At 68.0% G+C, this 15181-nt stretch carries 13 protein-coding genes and 1 pseudogene; 2 read left to right on the plus strand and 12 right to left on the minus strand.

Annotated features, from left to right (window positions below):
* Window positions 1-82: 82 nt before the first annotated feature.
* Window positions 83-991 (plus strand): peptidylprolyl isomerase, encoded by a 909-nt coding sequence (locus MUO23_09625; protein ID MCJ7513212.1) that lies wholly within the window; start codon window positions 83-85, stop codon window positions 989-991.
* 39 nt (window positions 992-1030) lie between these two features.
* On the plus strand, window positions 1031-1738 hold the full coding sequence (locus tag MUO23_09630) for a hypothetical protein (GenBank protein MCJ7513213.1): 708 nt from the start codon (window positions 1031-1033) through the stop codon (window positions 1736-1738).
* Between the two features lie 189 nt (window positions 1739-1927).
* On the opposite strand, the gene MUO23_09635 is transcribed toward MUO23_09630, so the two are convergent.
* The 12 genes and pseudogenes from MUO23_09635 to MUO23_09690 form a co-directional block, all read right to left on the minus strand.
* A complete protein-coding gene (locus MUO23_09635; GenBank protein ID MCJ7513214.1) occupies window positions 1928-3103 on the minus strand; it encodes a DegT/DnrJ/EryC1/StrS family aminotransferase in 1176 nt (391 codons plus the stop codon).
* Window positions 3100-3729: an acetyltransferase gene (locus tag MUO23_09640; GenBank protein ID MCJ7513215.1), complete on the minus strand. Its 630-nt coding sequence runs from the start codon at window positions 3727-3729 to the stop codon at window positions 3100-3102. Before MUO23_09640 ends, MUO23_09635 begins: the two co-directional genes overlap by 4 nt.
* A gap of 300 nt (window positions 3730-4029) precedes the next feature.
* Window positions 4030-4200: pseudogene (locus MUO23_09645) on the minus strand (biotin/lipoyl-binding protein).
* Window positions 4193-5227 carry a hypothetical protein gene (locus tag MUO23_09650; GenBank protein MCJ7513216.1) on the minus strand — a complete coding sequence of 345 codons (1035 nt, stop codon included), beginning with the start codon at window positions 5225-5227 and terminating at the stop codon, window positions 4193-4195. Before MUO23_09650 ends, MUO23_09645 begins: the two are co-directional and overlap by 8 nt.
* On the minus strand, window positions 5224-6132 hold the full coding sequence (locus tag MUO23_09655) for a thiamine pyrophosphate-dependent dehydrogenase E1 component subunit alpha (protein ID MCJ7513217.1): 909 nt from the start codon (window positions 6130-6132) through the stop codon (window positions 5224-5226). The genes MUO23_09650 and MUO23_09655 overlap by 4 nt, the downstream gene beginning before the upstream one ends.
* A 244-nt stretch (window positions 6133-6376) precedes the next feature.
* A complete protein-coding gene (locus MUO23_09660) occupies window positions 6377-6559 on the minus strand; it encodes a hypothetical protein (protein MCJ7513218.1) in 183 nt (60 codons plus the stop codon).
* A gap of 109 nt (window positions 6560-6668) precedes the next feature.
* Window positions 6669-7328: a sugar transferase gene (locus MUO23_09665; protein MCJ7513219.1), complete on the minus strand. Its 660-nt coding sequence runs from the start codon at window positions 7326-7328 to the stop codon at window positions 6669-6671.
* Complete coding sequence (locus MUO23_09670) at window positions 7325-8560, minus strand: glycosyltransferase family 4 protein (GenBank protein ID MCJ7513220.1); 1236 nt, start codon at window positions 8558-8560, stop codon at window positions 7325-7327. Before MUO23_09670 ends, MUO23_09665 begins: the two co-directional genes overlap by 4 nt.
* 1 nt (window position 8561) lies before the next feature.
* Entirely contained in the window at window positions 8562-10709 is a 2148-nt protein-coding gene (locus MUO23_09675; GenBank protein ID MCJ7513221.1) for a heparinase II/III family protein, read from the minus strand.
* A gap of 24 nt (window positions 10710-10733) precedes the next feature.
* On the minus strand, window positions 10734-12905 hold the full coding sequence (locus tag MUO23_09680; GenBank protein MCJ7513222.1) for a bi-domain-containing oxidoreductase: 2172 nt from the start codon (window positions 12903-12905) through the stop codon (window positions 10734-10736).
* Window positions 12906-12948: 43 nt separating this feature from the next.
* Window positions 12949-14172 carry a glycosyltransferase family 4 protein gene (locus tag MUO23_09685; GenBank protein MCJ7513223.1) on the minus strand — a complete coding sequence of 408 codons (1224 nt, stop codon included), beginning with the start codon at window positions 14170-14172 and terminating at the stop codon, window positions 12949-12951.
* A partial coding sequence (locus MUO23_09690) for a glycosyltransferase (GenBank protein MCJ7513224.1) occupies window positions 14165-15181 on the minus strand: 1017 nt, incomplete at its 5' end. The genes MUO23_09685 and MUO23_09690, both read right to left, overlap by 8 nt.

A 15181-nucleotide genomic window follows, 5' to 3' on the forward strand; every position in this document is an offset into this window, starting at 1 on the left:
CATCCGGTCCGCGCCTGCCCCGCCGGCCTCTCTCCCGCCGTCGCGCCCCGCAGACAGACCAGTGGGTATAATCGCCGGCAGCATGTCCTCCGGTCCTCGGCTCGCAATCGGCCTCTTCTCTCTGGCGCTCTTCGGATGCCAGGCGATCGGAATCGGCCCCGCACCGACTGCAGTTCCCCCTTCCGCCACTCCGGCCCCGCCGACGCCCACGCCGGAACCGACAGCCGCCCTGGTCGGGGGCGAGCCGATCCTGCTCTCGAGCTTCGAGGAGGAAGTCAGGCGCTACGAGCAGGCGCAGGCCGAGCTTGGCATTGACCTTGCAACCGATCCCGCCTACCGCCAGCGGGTGCTGCAAGCCCTGATCGACCGCCGCTTGCTCGATCGCGGCGCTGGGTTGTCGGGGCTGGCCGTGAGCGCGGCCGAGGTCGATGAGCGTTTGCAGGCCCTGGCGGGGGACAGCGGGGGACAGGAGGCGTTGGCTGCCTGGATGACCGCCAACGGCTACACCACTGAGAGCTTCCTGGCCACCTTGAGAGAGGAAATGCAGGCGCAGCGCATGGTCGACCAGATCGCGGGCTCGGTGCCCGAAGCCATTGAACAGGTCCAGGCCCGGCACATCCTGGTCAGCTCGCGCCAGGAAGCCCAGCCGCTGCTGGATCAGATCGTCGGCGGCGCCGACTTCGGCGCCTTGGCGGCCACCTACTCCCGCGATCTGAGCACCCGCCCAGGCGGCGGCGATCTCGGCTGGTTCCCGCGCGATTACCTGGCCTCACCCGAGCTCGAACAAGCGGCCTTCTCGCTCCAGCCCGGCGAGTTGTTTCCGGAAGTGATCGAATCCAGGCTGGGATTCCACGTCTTGCAGGTGCTCGATCGCGGCCAGCACCCACTCAGTCCCGAGGCCAGCCGCCGCATGCGGCTCAAGGCCGTCGAGGACTGGCTGGACTTGCGCCGCAAGGACACTGAGATCATCATACTGGTCGACAACGGCTAACCGCCTTCGGCCAGCGCGTTGCGAGAGGAGTCAGCGGTCATGGATGCAGATGCAGAGAGCAGCGGGGGCTTCAGTTTGGGGCGCCTGATCCTGAACTGTCTGACGCTGGTTGTTCTGGGGGCCACACTCGTCGTCGGGTTGATCGTCCTTTCTCTGTTCGTCAACCCGTACACTCCGATGAACCCGTTCCCGCCGCCGACCCTGCCTCCGACGCTTGGCCCGCCAACGCCGACCAACACACCCGAGATCTACCTGCCCCCGACCTGGACGGCTACTGTCACGGAGACCCCGACGCCGACGGAGACGCCGACGCCGACCGAAACCCCCACCGTCACGCCGACGGCGACGGCGACCCTGCCCATCTCGCCGACCGGGTTCCCCTTCAACGTACAGCCGGACCCGTATGGCATTGCCAACATCGCCAACGACGCCCAGTGCAAGTGGATGGGCGTTGGAGGGCAGGTCTTCGACCTCAACGGCGCGCCCTTCCCTCTGCAAAACATCCACTTGGAAGGCCAGCTGGGGGGGCTGCCCGTCAGCCTGGACACACTCTCTGGGAGCGCCACTCAGCTCGGCCCAGCGGGATATGCCTTCAACGTGTCGGACCACCCCATCGCCAGCGACAAGACCCTGTGGATCCAGCTGCGCGACACGGCCGGCCTGCCGTTGTCCGACAAGTACTCCCTGACCACGTACGAGGATTGCAACAAGAACCTGATCCTCGTCAACTGGCGCCAGGTGCGCTGAGGCTCACCTGGCTGGGATAGGCCCAAGCCTGACCGGCCCACCGGTGGAAGGAATGCCCGTGGGGTCTGGGCGGTGCCCAGACCCCACGGTTCTATTCTCGGCTGAAGGCTCTGGCTGAGCAGCCGCCAAAGAAGCCTCGGAACGACGGGCTGGTGCCCCAGGCCTCGCCCGAGGCAGCAACGGCCGGGGTTAGGCGAGCAGGCGGCGCAGCGCCTCACACACCAGCGACACCTCGTCCTCCTGCATCACGCTGGAGAAGGGAAGGGCCAGACCGCGGCGGCCCAGATCTTCGGCAATCGGGAAGTCCCCAGCCTGCGTGCCGAACCGCTGCTGGACATAGGGCTGCAAGTGAATCGGCTTGAAGTACGGCCGACTCGGGATCCCCTCCCGATCCAGGCGCCGCATCACTTCATCGCGGTCAATCCTCGAGTCAAAGCGCACCACATACACGAACCAGCTCATCCGGGTCGTGTTCTCAACCACCACCGGGGCTGCGATGCCGGGGATACCCGCCAGGCGCTCCGCGTACCAAGCGGCGACACAGTCCCGCTTATCCATCAGTTCGTCCAGGCGCCCCATCTGGGCATGGCCGAGGGCGGCGTTGAGTTCGTCCATGCGGTAGTTGTAGCCGAGGAAGGTGTGGTCCAACCAGGTGTCACCAGGGGCCCGCCCCTGATTGCGCAGGGAACGCACCGTGCTCGCCAGGTCGTCCCGGTCAGTCACCACCATTCCGCCCTCGCCGGAGGTGATCTGCTTGTTGGGATAGAAGGCGAAGACGGCGAGATCCCCCAGCGTGCCGGCGGGGCGTCCCCGATAGGCGGCGCCCAGCGCTTCGCAGGAATCCTCGATCAGCGTCAGGCCGTGATCGCGCGCCGTCTGGGCCAGGGGATCGTGGTCTGCCGGCTGACCGAATACATCGACCGTGAGCAACCCCCGCAGCCGGACCCTGGCGGCGACGCCGCGCCGCGGCAGCCAGCGCTTGGCCCGCTTCCCACCCTCGGCCAGGTCGGCGGCGGCGGCGGCTACCTGGGCTGGGTCGAGGTTGCCGGTGACCGGATCGACATCGACGAAGACCGGTATCGCCCGTTCGTACAGCAGCACGTTGGAGGAGGCAACAAACGAGAACGGACTGGTGATGACCACGTCCCCATCGGCGATGCCGGCGGCCCGCACGCAGAGGTGCAGCCCAGCCGTGCCTGAGTTGACGGCGATGGCGTGACGCAGCCCGACCCGCTGGGCGATGGCGCCTTCAAACGCCTCCAGCCGCGGCCCCATGCTCAGGCGCGGCGTCTGCAGCACTTCGGCCACCGCCTGCTGTTCGAGCTCCGTCAGGTCCGGCGAGGACATGGCGACCTTGTAGTTCACACCACCTTCCTTTCGGGCCACACGCTCCCGGCTCGAATCAAAGCGCCCTCGGGCACATCGGCGGCGATCATCGAGCCGTTTCCGCAACGGGCGTACCTGCCGATGCGGACGCCCAGGTGTACGGTCACCCCCATGCCGATGAGCGCCACCTCACCCACGTCCACCCCACCGGCCAGCAGCGCTCCTGGCGCGACATTGGCGTAGTCGCCCAATCGACAATCGTGGGACACGACGGCCGAGGTGTTGACGATCGCGCCCCGTCCGATGATGGCTTCACTTCCGACATAGGCGTGCGCCAGGATCTGGGCGCCCTGCTCCACCCGCACCGTGGACTCCAACCAAGCCGTCGGGTGGATCAGCGGCGGGCACTCGAAATCCGCCTGGCGCAAGGCCTCAAAGACCTGGATCCGGCTCCGGGCATCGCCGATCCCTCCCACGGCATTAGCCGCCAGCCGTAGGCCGCGCCGGCGGAGCTCGGCCAACGCTCCACTGCCGCCGAGCACCTGCACCCCGAGCACCAGCGTTCCTGGCGCCAGTCCATCATCGATGATCCCGACAACCTGGTGCTGTCCGGCGGTCCAGATCAGCTCGATCAACGACTTAGCGTGGCCGCCGCCCCCGTACACCAACAGGTCCGCGTCCCCGAAGGGTCCCGCCGGCAGGTCCAGCGGGCGGCTGGCCGCGATCCGGGCCCGGACCATCGCTTCCGTCACCAGTCGGTCGGCGGGGAACGTCGCCAGGTCGATTCCCGCCTGCTCAGCCGCTCGGCGCGCCGGCTGTGTGATCCGCCTGCCCTCCACCGCTTCCGAGGGCGGGGCGGGCGCACCCCTTGCCTCCGTCGGCGTCCAGTCCGGCGAGGCGGAGATCCAGCACAACACCTCACCTGCCCGCAGGTCCTCGCCCACAGCGGCCCGCAGCCCAGCGATGAACCCCGCCTGCTCGGCCACAATCTCATGCGCCGCCTTGGTCGTTTCGAGCGTGGCGAGCGCTTGGCCGATCTTCACCGACTGGCCGTTGCGAACTGCAAGCGTGGCCAGGCGCGCTTCGGGCTCATTCGGGTTGACCAGGGGGATCGTCACCGGCACGGCTTCAGCCATTGGGACGCCTCGTCGGCGCGCTCCGGCCGACATCGTTCAAGGCCAGCGCGGCGCGCATCACATCGGCCACCTGGGGCAGGACCGCCTGTTCCAGGGTCAGGCTGGCCGGGATCGGAACGGGGCTGGCACACAGTCGCTGTGCCCGGAACGCGGGCCCCAGCAGTTCGATCAGGCCGGAGACCACCTCACTCCCCCAGCTCAGAATTCCGCTGCCCTCTTCCACCGTGAGCAGGGCGCCAGTCTGGTGCAGGCTTTCAGCCAGCGGAGCCAGACCGAGGGGGACAAGCTGCGCGAATACGACAAGCTCGGCGAAGAGTTCATGCTCGTAGGCCAGCCGGTGCATCGCCTCCAGGCACAGACTGGCCATGTAGCCATAACTGGTGACGGTCAGACTCGGCGGCGGGGCCCCAGCCAGACGCACGCTCAGGGTCGGGTAGCGCCCAACGCCGGCTTCCAGCACAAACTCGTCCCCGATGAGACCCTCTCCGACCTGCTGGGCGTACAACAGCTTGTGTTCGATGAACAGAGTCGGATCGTCGTCGGCGAGGATGGCGCTTTCCAGGATCGGCCCCGGATCGATCAGCGCCGAGGCCGCCACGGTTCTCAGCCCGGCGGCGCCCATCAGGTGCTTCTCCAGCGACTGGCTGTGGGTGGGGCCATACCCCCGCCGTCCACCCATCGGCGTGCGCACAACGAGCGGCACACGCGCCCGATCCCCACTGACCCAGCGGAACTTGGCGGCGTGGTTAACGAGAGCGTCCCCGGCCAGCATCAGGAAGTCCCCAAACATAATCTCGACCACGGGCCGGAGCCCGCGCAGCGCCATGCCGACCCCCATGCCGACGATGGCCGCCTCCGAGACCGGGGTCGTTAAGACCCGCTCCGGGTACGCCGAGGACAGACCCTGGGTGACTTTGAAGGCCCCGCCGTATGGATCAAGCACATCCTCGCCCAGCACGACCACGTCCGGGGAGGCGGCCAGGCTTCGATGGAGTGCCTGATTCAGCGACGTCAGCACCGTGGTCACGCGCCGCCCTCCAGGGCCGGGGTCAGGGAGTCGGGGGCCGCTGTCGGCGCAGCCAGCGCCTGATCGAAAGCCTGGCGGACCGCCACCTCGACGCCGGCGTCGATAGCCTGGCGCTCCTCGGCCCCCAATCGCGCCCCATGGACCAGCAGCGGGTCCCTCAGCCGGAAATGCTCGATCTCCAGCGGGTCGCGCAGGTCATCCCCCCTGGAATGGGGTGAGAAGCGGTAGGTATGCAGCACCAGAGCCTGCGGGCCCTCGCCGCCACGGAGGCGGGCCAACGCCTGCTCGGCCAGGTCTCGGATCTCCAGCACGTCCGTCGTGTCTCGCTCGTCCACCGGGATCCCGAAGGCGCCGAAGCGGGCGGCGATATCGCCGGCCAGGTGCAACTGAATTGGGGTGGTCTGAGCGTAGCGGTTATTCTCGACCACAAACAGCACCGGCAGGCGCCAGAGGGCAGCGATGTTCAGCGATTCATACACCGCGCCTTCCCCGAGCGCGCCGTCGCCCAGGAAGACGATGGCGATTCCGCCTCGACGGCGCTCGGCCAGCGCCATGCCCACCGCCAGCGGCAGCGTCCCCCCCAGAACGCCGCTGGCGTAGAAATCCTCATAGACCAGATGCTGGCTGCCGCCGCGCCCACCGCACACCCCGGTGGCGCGCCCCATCAACTCAGCCGCCAGGGCCGTCATCGGTCCACCATACGCCAAGAAATGCCCGTGGCAGCGGTGATTGCTGACCACGACCTCGCCGGGCCGGCGAAGGCAGAGCACCCCCACGGCATTCGCCTCCTGGCCGATCCCGGTGTGAGTTGTGCCGTAGAACCAGCCGCGAGGGAATGAATCGAGAACCGTCTCTTCGAAACGGCGGATCAGCAACATCTGTCGGTACAGATCGGCGGGGGTCAATTCGGCTGGCATCGTCGAAGGGCAGAGCAGTGGCGGTTCCGGTTCGACTGCCGCAATCATATCATCGCCGGCTTGCCGCTCGCCTCGACCGTGCTCCTGGCCGTCCCGAGTGCAGTCAGCGGGTGCCAGGCGGCGCCGTCCTGCCTGGCGCCCGGCCGATTGCTCCGCCCTCGGGTGCGAGACTGTGCCGCCCCGTTTCCGGGGCGGCACAGTGTGCGGAAATCTCCCAAACGGCGGGACCCGCTCACATATTCGCTTTGCCGTAGGCCTCGCTCACGATCTTCCAGGCCTCATGCGTGGCATTCGGCACTTTCGAGACCGCAAAGTACTGGGTCCTGCTCTTGTTCGGCTTGGCCTCGATCCGCCAGTCCGTGCTCATGAACTTGGACTTGGATTTGACGTCATAGAACTCTAGTTCTGGTTTCATCGCTCCTCACCTCCTGGTGGACCCTGCTGTGCGGGCTTCCGCACGAATTCATCCTACCTGCGATTGAATGTCCCTGCAAGCGCTGGAAGCCCCCGATTCGGGTCGGAAACTAGGGAGGACCCCCACCAGTGGGGTCCCGCCTACGTGGGTTGCCCTGGAACTCCTCCGAGGTGGCGTGTCCAGGCTGGCTGATCCCCTCCCGGCGCAGCACCTTGCCCAGCGTCGCCAGGAGGATGCGGATGTCCAGCCAGAGCGACCAGTGGTCGACATACCACACATCCAGGCGGAAGCGCTCGTCCCAGGCGAGTGCATTCCGACCGTGGACCTGCGCCCAGCCGGTGATCCCCGGGAGCACCTGATGGCGCCTTGCCTGCTCGGCAGAGTAGCGCTCGAGGTACTGTATCAGCAGGGGCCGCGGGCCCACCAGGCCCATCTCCCCCCGGAGCACATTGAGCAAATTGGGTAGGTCATCCAAGCTATACGAGCGCAAGACCCGACCCAGCCCGGTCAACCGCTCGGCGTCGGGCAGCAGCTGGCCCTGTGAGTCACGGACCTCGGTCATGGTGCGGAACTTGAGCAAGGTGAAAGGGCGGGCCCGGTAGCCGAGCCTCAGCTGGCGGAACAAGATCGGCCGGCCATGCACCCGCCACACCCACAGCCCCAAGATGGCGAGCAAGGGAGAGAGCAGGACTAGACCGATGGCCGTGGCGATCAGATCGAACAGCCGCTTGCGCCCCGGCACGCCGGACGGGAAGAGGGCGGCGCTCATCCGTCCCTCCTTCCCCGGCTGTTCGTCTGCATCGACTGCATCACCTGCAGCATCTGCGCCGCCAGCCGTCTACGGTCATAGGCCTGCTCGGCGGCCTGTCGGGCGGCGCGGCCCATTCTCTGCCGGGCTTCGCCGTCCGCCGCCAGGCTTACGATGGCACGGGCGAGGGCGGCTCCGTCGCCGGGCGGTACGAACACGCCCGCCCCTGCCTCCTCAACTGCCTGCCGAATGACACCATCGATTGCCAGGATCGTCGGCCGGCCGGCAGCCATGTAGTCGAAGACCTTGTTGGGATAGGTGGTCTTGTACACCTCGAGCGGTTTCAGGATCGCCAGGCATACGTCGGCCGCCGCCAGGGCCCCCGCCATCTCGCGTTTGGCGACCGGCGCCACGAAGCGCAGGTTCTCGAGCCCTTCGGCGCCCGCCCGGGCCATCAACCCCGGCTTCTCCTTGCCGTCTCCCAGCAAGACCAGCACTATTTCGGGATGACCGCTCAGGATCGACGCCGCGTCCAGCAGGACACCCAGGTCATTCGACAACCCGTGTGCCCCGGCGTACAGCACCACGAAGCGTCCCGTCAGCCCATGTTCCTGGCGAAACGCCTGGCCGTCATCCTGTGGCCGGAACATCTCGAGATCGACACCATTCGGGATGAGGTGGACCTGGCGTGCGCCGCCTCGGCGGACGTGTTCTACAAAGCCTGGGGAGTTGACGACCACGGTATCGGCATGGCGGTACAAGAATCCCTCCAGCCACAACGACAGGCGGATCAGCGGCCGGCTGCGCAGAACGCCGACAGCGATGGCAAACTCCGGCCACAGGTCGCGCACCTCGAAGAGGAACGCCGCCCGGCGCATCCGGGCCACCGCCCAGGCGGACCATCCCTGCATCAGCGGCGGCGACGTCCCCCAGACCACATCCATCGGGCCCTGCCGCAGGGAGGCCACCACCGAAGAGAACATGAACGACAGGAAGCTCAGCACTCGATGCACGAAGGAGCGGTGGTAGGCACGGTAGCTCCAGCAGCGGATGATCCGCACGCCGCCGTCGTCCGTTTCCTCCACCTGGGTGTGCCGGGCTGACACCGGCTGCCCGGTCAGATAGCTCACCCGGCTGGTGACAACCGTGACCGAGTGGCCCTGGCCCACCAGCCAGCGGCAGAACTCATGATGGCGGGTCCCGCCGGGTTCACCCAGCGCGGCGAAGGCCTGATGGATCAGCAAGATCCGCATCCTACGGCTCCCAGCTGAACTGTCCGCGCCGGACGGCGCGCACGGGGGGCGCTGGATCTGCGCCTGCCCGCCACTCAATGTGCGTGCGGGCCGGCCGGGAATCGCCCAGATCGAAACGCGTGATCAGCCTGAGGGGCAGGCTCCCCTGGCTGCGGACGACGAGCTCGACCGCGGGCCGGAGCTGGCTATACGTGGGGGACACCCAGCCTCGGGTAGCATCGTCCCCGGCTTCGCCTATCAACCGGATGCCGCTGCGGTACACCCCCCAGGAGGCCGCCGGACCCTCGAACTGCACCGCGACCCGCCCGACACGGGTCGCCAGGCTGACGCCCCGCTCACCCAGCTGCCAGGGTCCATCCGCCAGACGCCAGGTCAGGCAGACCGTGTGTTCGCCCTGCCCCTGCAGATCGTCGATCACCCACCAGCTATCGGGCGCCAGGTGCAGCAGGCTCCTGCGATGGGTGAGCCCGATGCTTCGGTAGCCATCGTGCTCGGCGCTCAGCAGTTGCCCTTCCCCGCCTGGAGAACGCCAATGCCCAAGCATCCGCCCTTGTGCCCAGCGCAGCCAGAGGAAGCGTCCGGCGCGCAGCATCGGATCCCGATCATCGATGACCACAGTGTTGTGCTTCGAGGCGCCCGCGAGGCCGTTGTCCCAGGAGGGGGGTGCGTCATACAGGTACGTCCCGCCGTCGCTGGCCAACGGATTCCCCCGCCACCACAGGTCGGCGTGCAGCTGGTCGGAGTGGCCGGGGCGGGTGCGGAAATGCGCACAGCGCAAGAGCGCCCAGCTGTGGCGGCCGTCGAGGCGGTACAGCCCGGCATCGGGGAAGGCCACTCGGTCCGGCAGGATGCGGGAGGGAGCAGCATGCACCCCAGTCCGGCTGGCGCGGCTTCGGCGCTGGCTGGGTCGAGAGTCGGTTGCCGCCTCCCCACCCATCCAGCGCGCCGCCTCGTCCCAGGGACCGGGCGGGTACAGAGGCCGGCGGTTGAGCATCCGCCAGGCGAGTTGAAGAGCGGGCCGGTAGTCGTGATCGCCGCAGTCCGTCAGGCGCAGCAAGTGGGCTCCATCATTCGGGCCGAAGTTGCTGGCCTGGCCGGTTGCCGGATCGACCACAACCTGCAGGCACACCGCTCCCCGCCGCAGCGCTTGCAGGCTGTCCGCCGACAGCGGCTTGCCCGCCGACTGGCACAGGCATGCCGACCACAGACCGCACTCCAGCGCCAGGCGATGGTAGTTGCTGGAAAACTGGACGTAGCCGCCGTCCTCGAAGAACTGGGACTCTAAGCCGCGCTCCAGCCAGCGCCGACCGAGGGCCTCCCAGGTTCCGCCGTCCCGCATCTCCGGGAACAGCATCCCGGCCGTCAATAGGGCTGCGGCTTCGATCAACAAGTGATTGTTGCCTTGGGCGCGGGCGTAGCTCAAGGTAGGAGGAATGCGGGCTGCGTGAGAGGCCACCAGCCGGGCCATCTGCACGACTCGCTCAGGCCGGTCCACCAACCACGGCTCGAAGGCTAGCAACCCGAATCCGGCCGCCAGCAGGCGAAAGCCCACTTCCTGCGCCGATACCCAATGCACCCCGCGGTTCGGAGGATTAGCAGCCATCCAGGAGTCGAACAGCGTCAGGCACGCTTGCGGGTAGCGCGGGTCTTCCGTGCGGGCGTAGGCACGCGCCAGCGGGTACACCCAGCTGAACCGGGAGAGTTCCCAGACCAGCTTGATGTCCGCCGGCAGCCCCTCCAAGCGGACATCGGACCAATGGCCGAGCGTCTCGAGGCTCGCCTCCGCAGGCGCCGGCGGCAGGAAAGCCCCCCAGTCTGGCGGAAAGCCTGCGGCATGCCGCATGTCGCCAAAGGTCGGGAACACCCCTTTCAGGATGGCGTCGGCCTGGGCCACGGCCAGGTCTGAGCCCAGACGGGGCGCCTTTGGCGCGAGCGGAATGGGGTTCTGCTGCCTATGAGCTGCATATGCGACAGCCTCGTTTGGCACGCCGGGCAGCAGCCACCGGTCAAGGGGTTGATCTTCCCACGAGTAGCAGGGGGTGCGACGACGGTGGGCTCCGCTCCACAGCCCCACCTGGTAGCGAGCGTACAGCCAGAGCGGCCCCAGGCCCAACTCACGCACCGCAAGGATGGCTGTCTGAGGCTTCACCGTCGCTAGGGTGACCGTCCGGCCTTAGCCTGCGCCGGGGACGTCCACCGCGACCGGGGTCCCCGACCGGAGTGACTGTACGGCGGCCAAGCAGGCCTGGGCTACAGCGAAAAGATCCCCGTAGGGAATCGGCGGGGGTCCACCCTCACGAATCGCCTGGACAAACGCGGCCCATGCCCGGGCGTGGCCTTTGTCCTGTTCCCAGCGATCCCGCCAGGCCCGGTTCCGGCCGTCGCCGAAGATGGCGAGAGAACGGAAATCATCGAGCACAGCCGTCCGGCCGCCGCTGGAGACTTCCAGGCGTTCCTTTCCGGCCTCGGTTGCACCCGCCGCCAGGTAGCTCAGCGTCCCGACCGATCCATCGGCGAAGGTCAGGCTGATAGCGACATTGTCGTCGCGATAGCGGGCATCGTCGGCCATGCCTACGGCGTGCACGCGCACCGGCAGGCTGCCGACCAGGTAAGTCATCAGGTCGACAAAGTGGCAACCCTCGCCCAGGATCCTGCCCCCGCCCTGGTCGGGATCGTGCAGCCAGTGGGTGAGCGGCAGCCGCCCCGGGTAGACGCGATACGACAGGTGCATCGGCTCGCGGCGGTCGCCAAGGGCCTGCCGCAGCCGGTCCACCAGCGGGGCGAAGCGCCGGTTGAAGCCGACCATCAGCATCCCCTGGGCCGAGGCCAGGGCCTGCAGGACCTCTTCCATCTCCTCCGGCCGGACAGCCAATGGCTTCTCGCACCACACGTGTTTCCCGGCGCGGAGCGCCGCCGCCGCTTGGGCGGCGTGCAGGTGATGGCGTGTCAAGACGGCCACGGTATTGATTTCGGGATCCTGCAGAATCTCCGCCTCGTGGCTGGTGGCGTAGCCGAAACCGAAGCGGCGGGCGCAGTCGGCGGCCCGCCGTCCGGCGGCAGAGGCGATCCCCACTCGCTGGACGCCGGCGACGCCTCGGATGGCGGGCAGGAAGGTGCTGGCGGCGAAGCTGCCGGCGCCCAACACGCCCAGGCGGATGTCCGCCGGCGCGCTCGGTCGCGGGTGCCTCATTACCAGCCGCAACGATGGCGCTTTCGACCCGGGCTCGGGCTCCGGGTAGGTGAGCACCACTCCCAGGAACGGGGCGGGCTGTTTGCCGGAGATCAGGGAGTAGGCTTGCGGCGCCTGGGCAATCGGAATTCGATGGGTGATCAGCGGCCGCACGTTCAGCAGACCCTGATCGATCATCGACAGCACGGCCTGCAGGTTGCGTCCTTCAGTCCAGCGCACATACCCCGCTGGATAGTCCGCACCCCCTTCCTCGTAGGCTGGGTCATACCGCCCCGGGCCGTAGGAGCGGGAGACCTGGAAGGACAGCTCCTTTTCGTAGTACAACCGGCGGGGCAATTCCAGGCCAACCGCCCCAATTGCAATTACGCGGCCGCGATCCCGCGCCAACCGTCCGGCCAGCTCAACGGGATCACCAGACTCTGTGTCGGCACAGATCAGGACGATGTCGAAGCCTTCCCCCTTGGAGAAAGCCGCCCCTTCCCTCTCGGCCCGGGATCGCTCGACGACCTGCAAACCGAGCGAGCGAGCCCGCCTCACCCGCTCCGGCGCCAGATCGATCCCCAGCACAGGACAGCCCGCCCCGCCGGCGATGCCGGTCGCCAGCACACCCAGCAGCCCCATGCCGACCACCGCCACCCGCTCCCCGACCTGCGCCTCGGCCAGACGGAAGCCGTGCATCGCGATCGCACCCAGGGTAGCGAACGCACCGCACTCGAAATCGACCGCATCCGGCAGATGGGCGAGCAGATTCCGAGGGACGACGGCATACTCGGCGTGGGCTGCATAACCGCCGCCTGCGCAGGCGACCCGGTCGCCGCGGCGGAATCCGGCCAGTTCCGGGCTCACCTCGACAATCACACCTGCCGAGGCATACCCCAGCGCCAGCGGCTGCGCCATCCGGCCGCGTACAGCCCGGATTGCGCTCACTACGCCTTCCCGCCGAGCCTTGTCCACGACCTGCCGCACGAGGTCCGGGCGCGCCCGGGCCTTGCCCACCAGGCCCTTCCCGGCGAACGACACCAGCATCCGCTCCGTCCCGGCCGAGACCAGGGAAGCGTGGGTCTTCACCAGCGCCATCCCGGGCTGAACTGCGGGGACAGGGACGTCGATGACCAGGGTCTTGCCTGAGCGCAGGTCTTGCACGACTTGTTTCATCAGGGACAGGGGGCCTGTGCGGCGAGGCGTGCGGCCGGGAGGATTATAGCATCGCGGCTTGCGCGCCTGCAGCAAGCCGGAGATACAGCTGCTCAGCCAGCTTCATGCACGTAGCGTAGTCCGCCCGTTCCCGCACGATTCGGCTGTTGACCTCGGCAGCAAGGCGGCGCAGGTCCGAGCTGCGCAGGCCCTGCACCACAGCCTGCGCCAGCCCCACCGGATCGGCCGGATCTACCAGCAAGCCGTTCCGCCCTGGCTCGATCCACTCCCGCAGCGAGTCCAGATCCCCAGCGACCGGAAGCGCACCGCAAGCCATGGCCTCCAGCAAGGTGTTCGGCGTGCCGTCGTGGGTCGTGGGCGAGACGGCCACCTGGGCGCGCTGGAACACCGCCGCCATCTCGACAGGGCTCAGCTTCGGGAGCAGGCTCACGCAATGCCGGATCCCCAGCCGACGCAACCAAGCCTCGGCTTCAGGCTCGCTCTGCATGCCTGGACACAGAAAGTGCACCTCGGGCAGCTGGCGCACAATCTCCGGAACGGCCCGGAAGAAGGTGTCATTGCGGACATACAGGCGAAAGCCGCGCGGCTGCACGACCACAGGCCGCGGTCCGAGGCCCGCCAGCAGGCTGCCCACGACCGATTCCTCCGGCAACACGGAAGGTGGTGCCTGGCGGAACCACTCCGTCCGCACCCCGCCGTTGGTCGGGATGACCAGGGATGGTCGAGCACCGTCGAATCCCCACGCCTGAGCCAGGTCCAGGTCGCGGCGACAATCGACGTGCAGGCCGTTGGCCCGCTCGACGCAGCGCCGGGTCCAACGCCGCATTCCGGCAGAGGCCCCGGCGTGCAGTGTGAAATCATTCCCCCAGACCGACACTACCAAGGGAATCTCGGGCGGAAGGGAAGCGGCCAGCATCCCTTCGAACGGGATGCGCATGGCGTGCACCAGGTCCGGGCGCGCCTCAGCGACGGCCGCCGCCACCTGCTGCCCTGCGCGCCGGACGGTCCACGGCCCCAGCCAGTGGCGGATCCAGCTGCGCACACTCATGCCCCGGGCACCGCCGGGCGCCTTCCCAGGCAGCACCGGTCGGCCGGCACGGCTGAACGCAACCGAAACTGCCTGCAGGCTGGTCAACCCTGCAATCGGTTCGCAGGAGAAAGTCGAGACCAAATGGACTTCGTGACCCGCCTGCTGGATGTAGGCGATCCAGCTGCGGGCAATCGGGCTTCGGCCGTCAGCCACAAATAGCAGGCGCATCTCAGGCATCCACACTCAGGGACCGGAAGGCGCGCACGAACGCCTCCGCCATGATCTCAGGGTTGAACTCTTCCCGCACCAGCCGGTAGGACTCGGCCCCCATGCGCCGCAGGCGAGCCGGGTCAGCCAGCGCCTGGCGTAGCGCACTCGCCAGAGCCGCCGGCTCATCCCTCTCGAAGATCCAGCCATTGTCCGGAGTCACCAGGTCGGCCTGGGTGCCGTCGCCGCGACCGGCGACCAGGGGAAGGCCTTGGCTCATCGCCTGCTGAAGCGCCAGGCCACCGGTTCCCGGCAACACAAAGAGTTCGGCCTGCCGGAAGCAGTCCTGCAGGGCCTCGCCAACCTGTGTCCCCCTGAACTCCGCCTGCGGGCAAACCTGGCGCGCCAGCCTCTGGAGCTGGCGGCGCTCCGGCCCGTCACCGATAATCACCAGCCGCGGTCGAGGCGTCAGCGATCCGCAGGCATGGAGCAGCAGGTCGACCCGCTTCTGCGCAACCAAGCGTCCCACATACAAGACACTGCCCGGCCCGGCCGCCGGCGGCGGACGATGCGGCATTTCCAGCGGTGCGGAGGCAGCCGCATTGTGGGCGACAAAGATGCGCTCCTGCGGGAACCCGAGGGCCGCATACTGCTCCGCCCCTGTCTGGCTATAAGCGATCAGCGCATCGAACCCGCGCAGGTAGCGGCCGAGCACCCAGAGGCGCCAGCCGCGCCTGGCAGCCCCCGGCGCGCCCAGTCCCCATCCGATCACCCGCCGCCCGCCTCGCCGCATCCAGCGGATCGCCTGCCGGCTGGACAGGTAGCGGGGATTGGCTTCCATCACCAGCAGATCGGGCTGCCAGGCTTCGAGCCAATCCATCAACCCCCTCTGGTAGCACAGGTACGCCCGGCCGCGCAGGATATGGGTGTTGTGGGACCTCGCGAAGTGGGCGGTCGTCAAGGAGCCGCCTGACAGGATCGACTCGTCCGACCGCGGCTCACCGGCAAACACGCTCAGCCCGCCCAGACAGGCTTCAGC

It is taken from the genome of Anaerolineales bacterium (assembly GCA_022866145.1).
In the GTDB taxonomy this organism is placed as follows: domain Bacteria; phylum Chloroflexota; class Anaerolineae; order Anaerolineales; family E44-bin32; genus PFL42.

Coding starts and splice junctions, on each gene's coding strand:
- MUO23_09625 (MCJ7513212.1), top strand. CDS start 83: ATGTCCTCCGGTCCTCGGCTCGCAATCGGCCTCTTCTCTCTGGCGCTC.
- MUO23_09630 (MCJ7513213.1), top strand. CDS start 1,031: ATGGATGCAGATGCAGAGAGCAGCGGGGGCTTCAGTTTGGGGCGCCTG.
- MUO23_09660 (MCJ7513218.1), bottom strand. CDS start 6,559: ATGAAACCAGAACTAGAGTTCTATGACGTCAAATCCAAGTCCAAGTTC.
- MUO23_09665 (MCJ7513219.1), bottom strand. CDS start 7,328: ATGAGCGCCGCCCTCTTCCCGTCCGGCGTGCCGGGGCGCAAGCGGCTG.
- MUO23_09670 (MCJ7513220.1), bottom strand. CDS start 8,560: ATGCGGATCTTGCTGATCCATCAGGCCTTCGCCGCGCTGGGTGAACCC.
- MUO23_09680 (MCJ7513222.1), bottom strand. CDS start 12,905: ATGAAACAAGTCGTGCAAGACCTGCGCTCAGGCAAGACCCTGGTCATC.
- MUO23_09685 (MCJ7513223.1), bottom strand. CDS start 14,172: ATGCCTGAGATGCGCCTGCTATTTGTGGCTGACGGCCGAAGCCCGATT.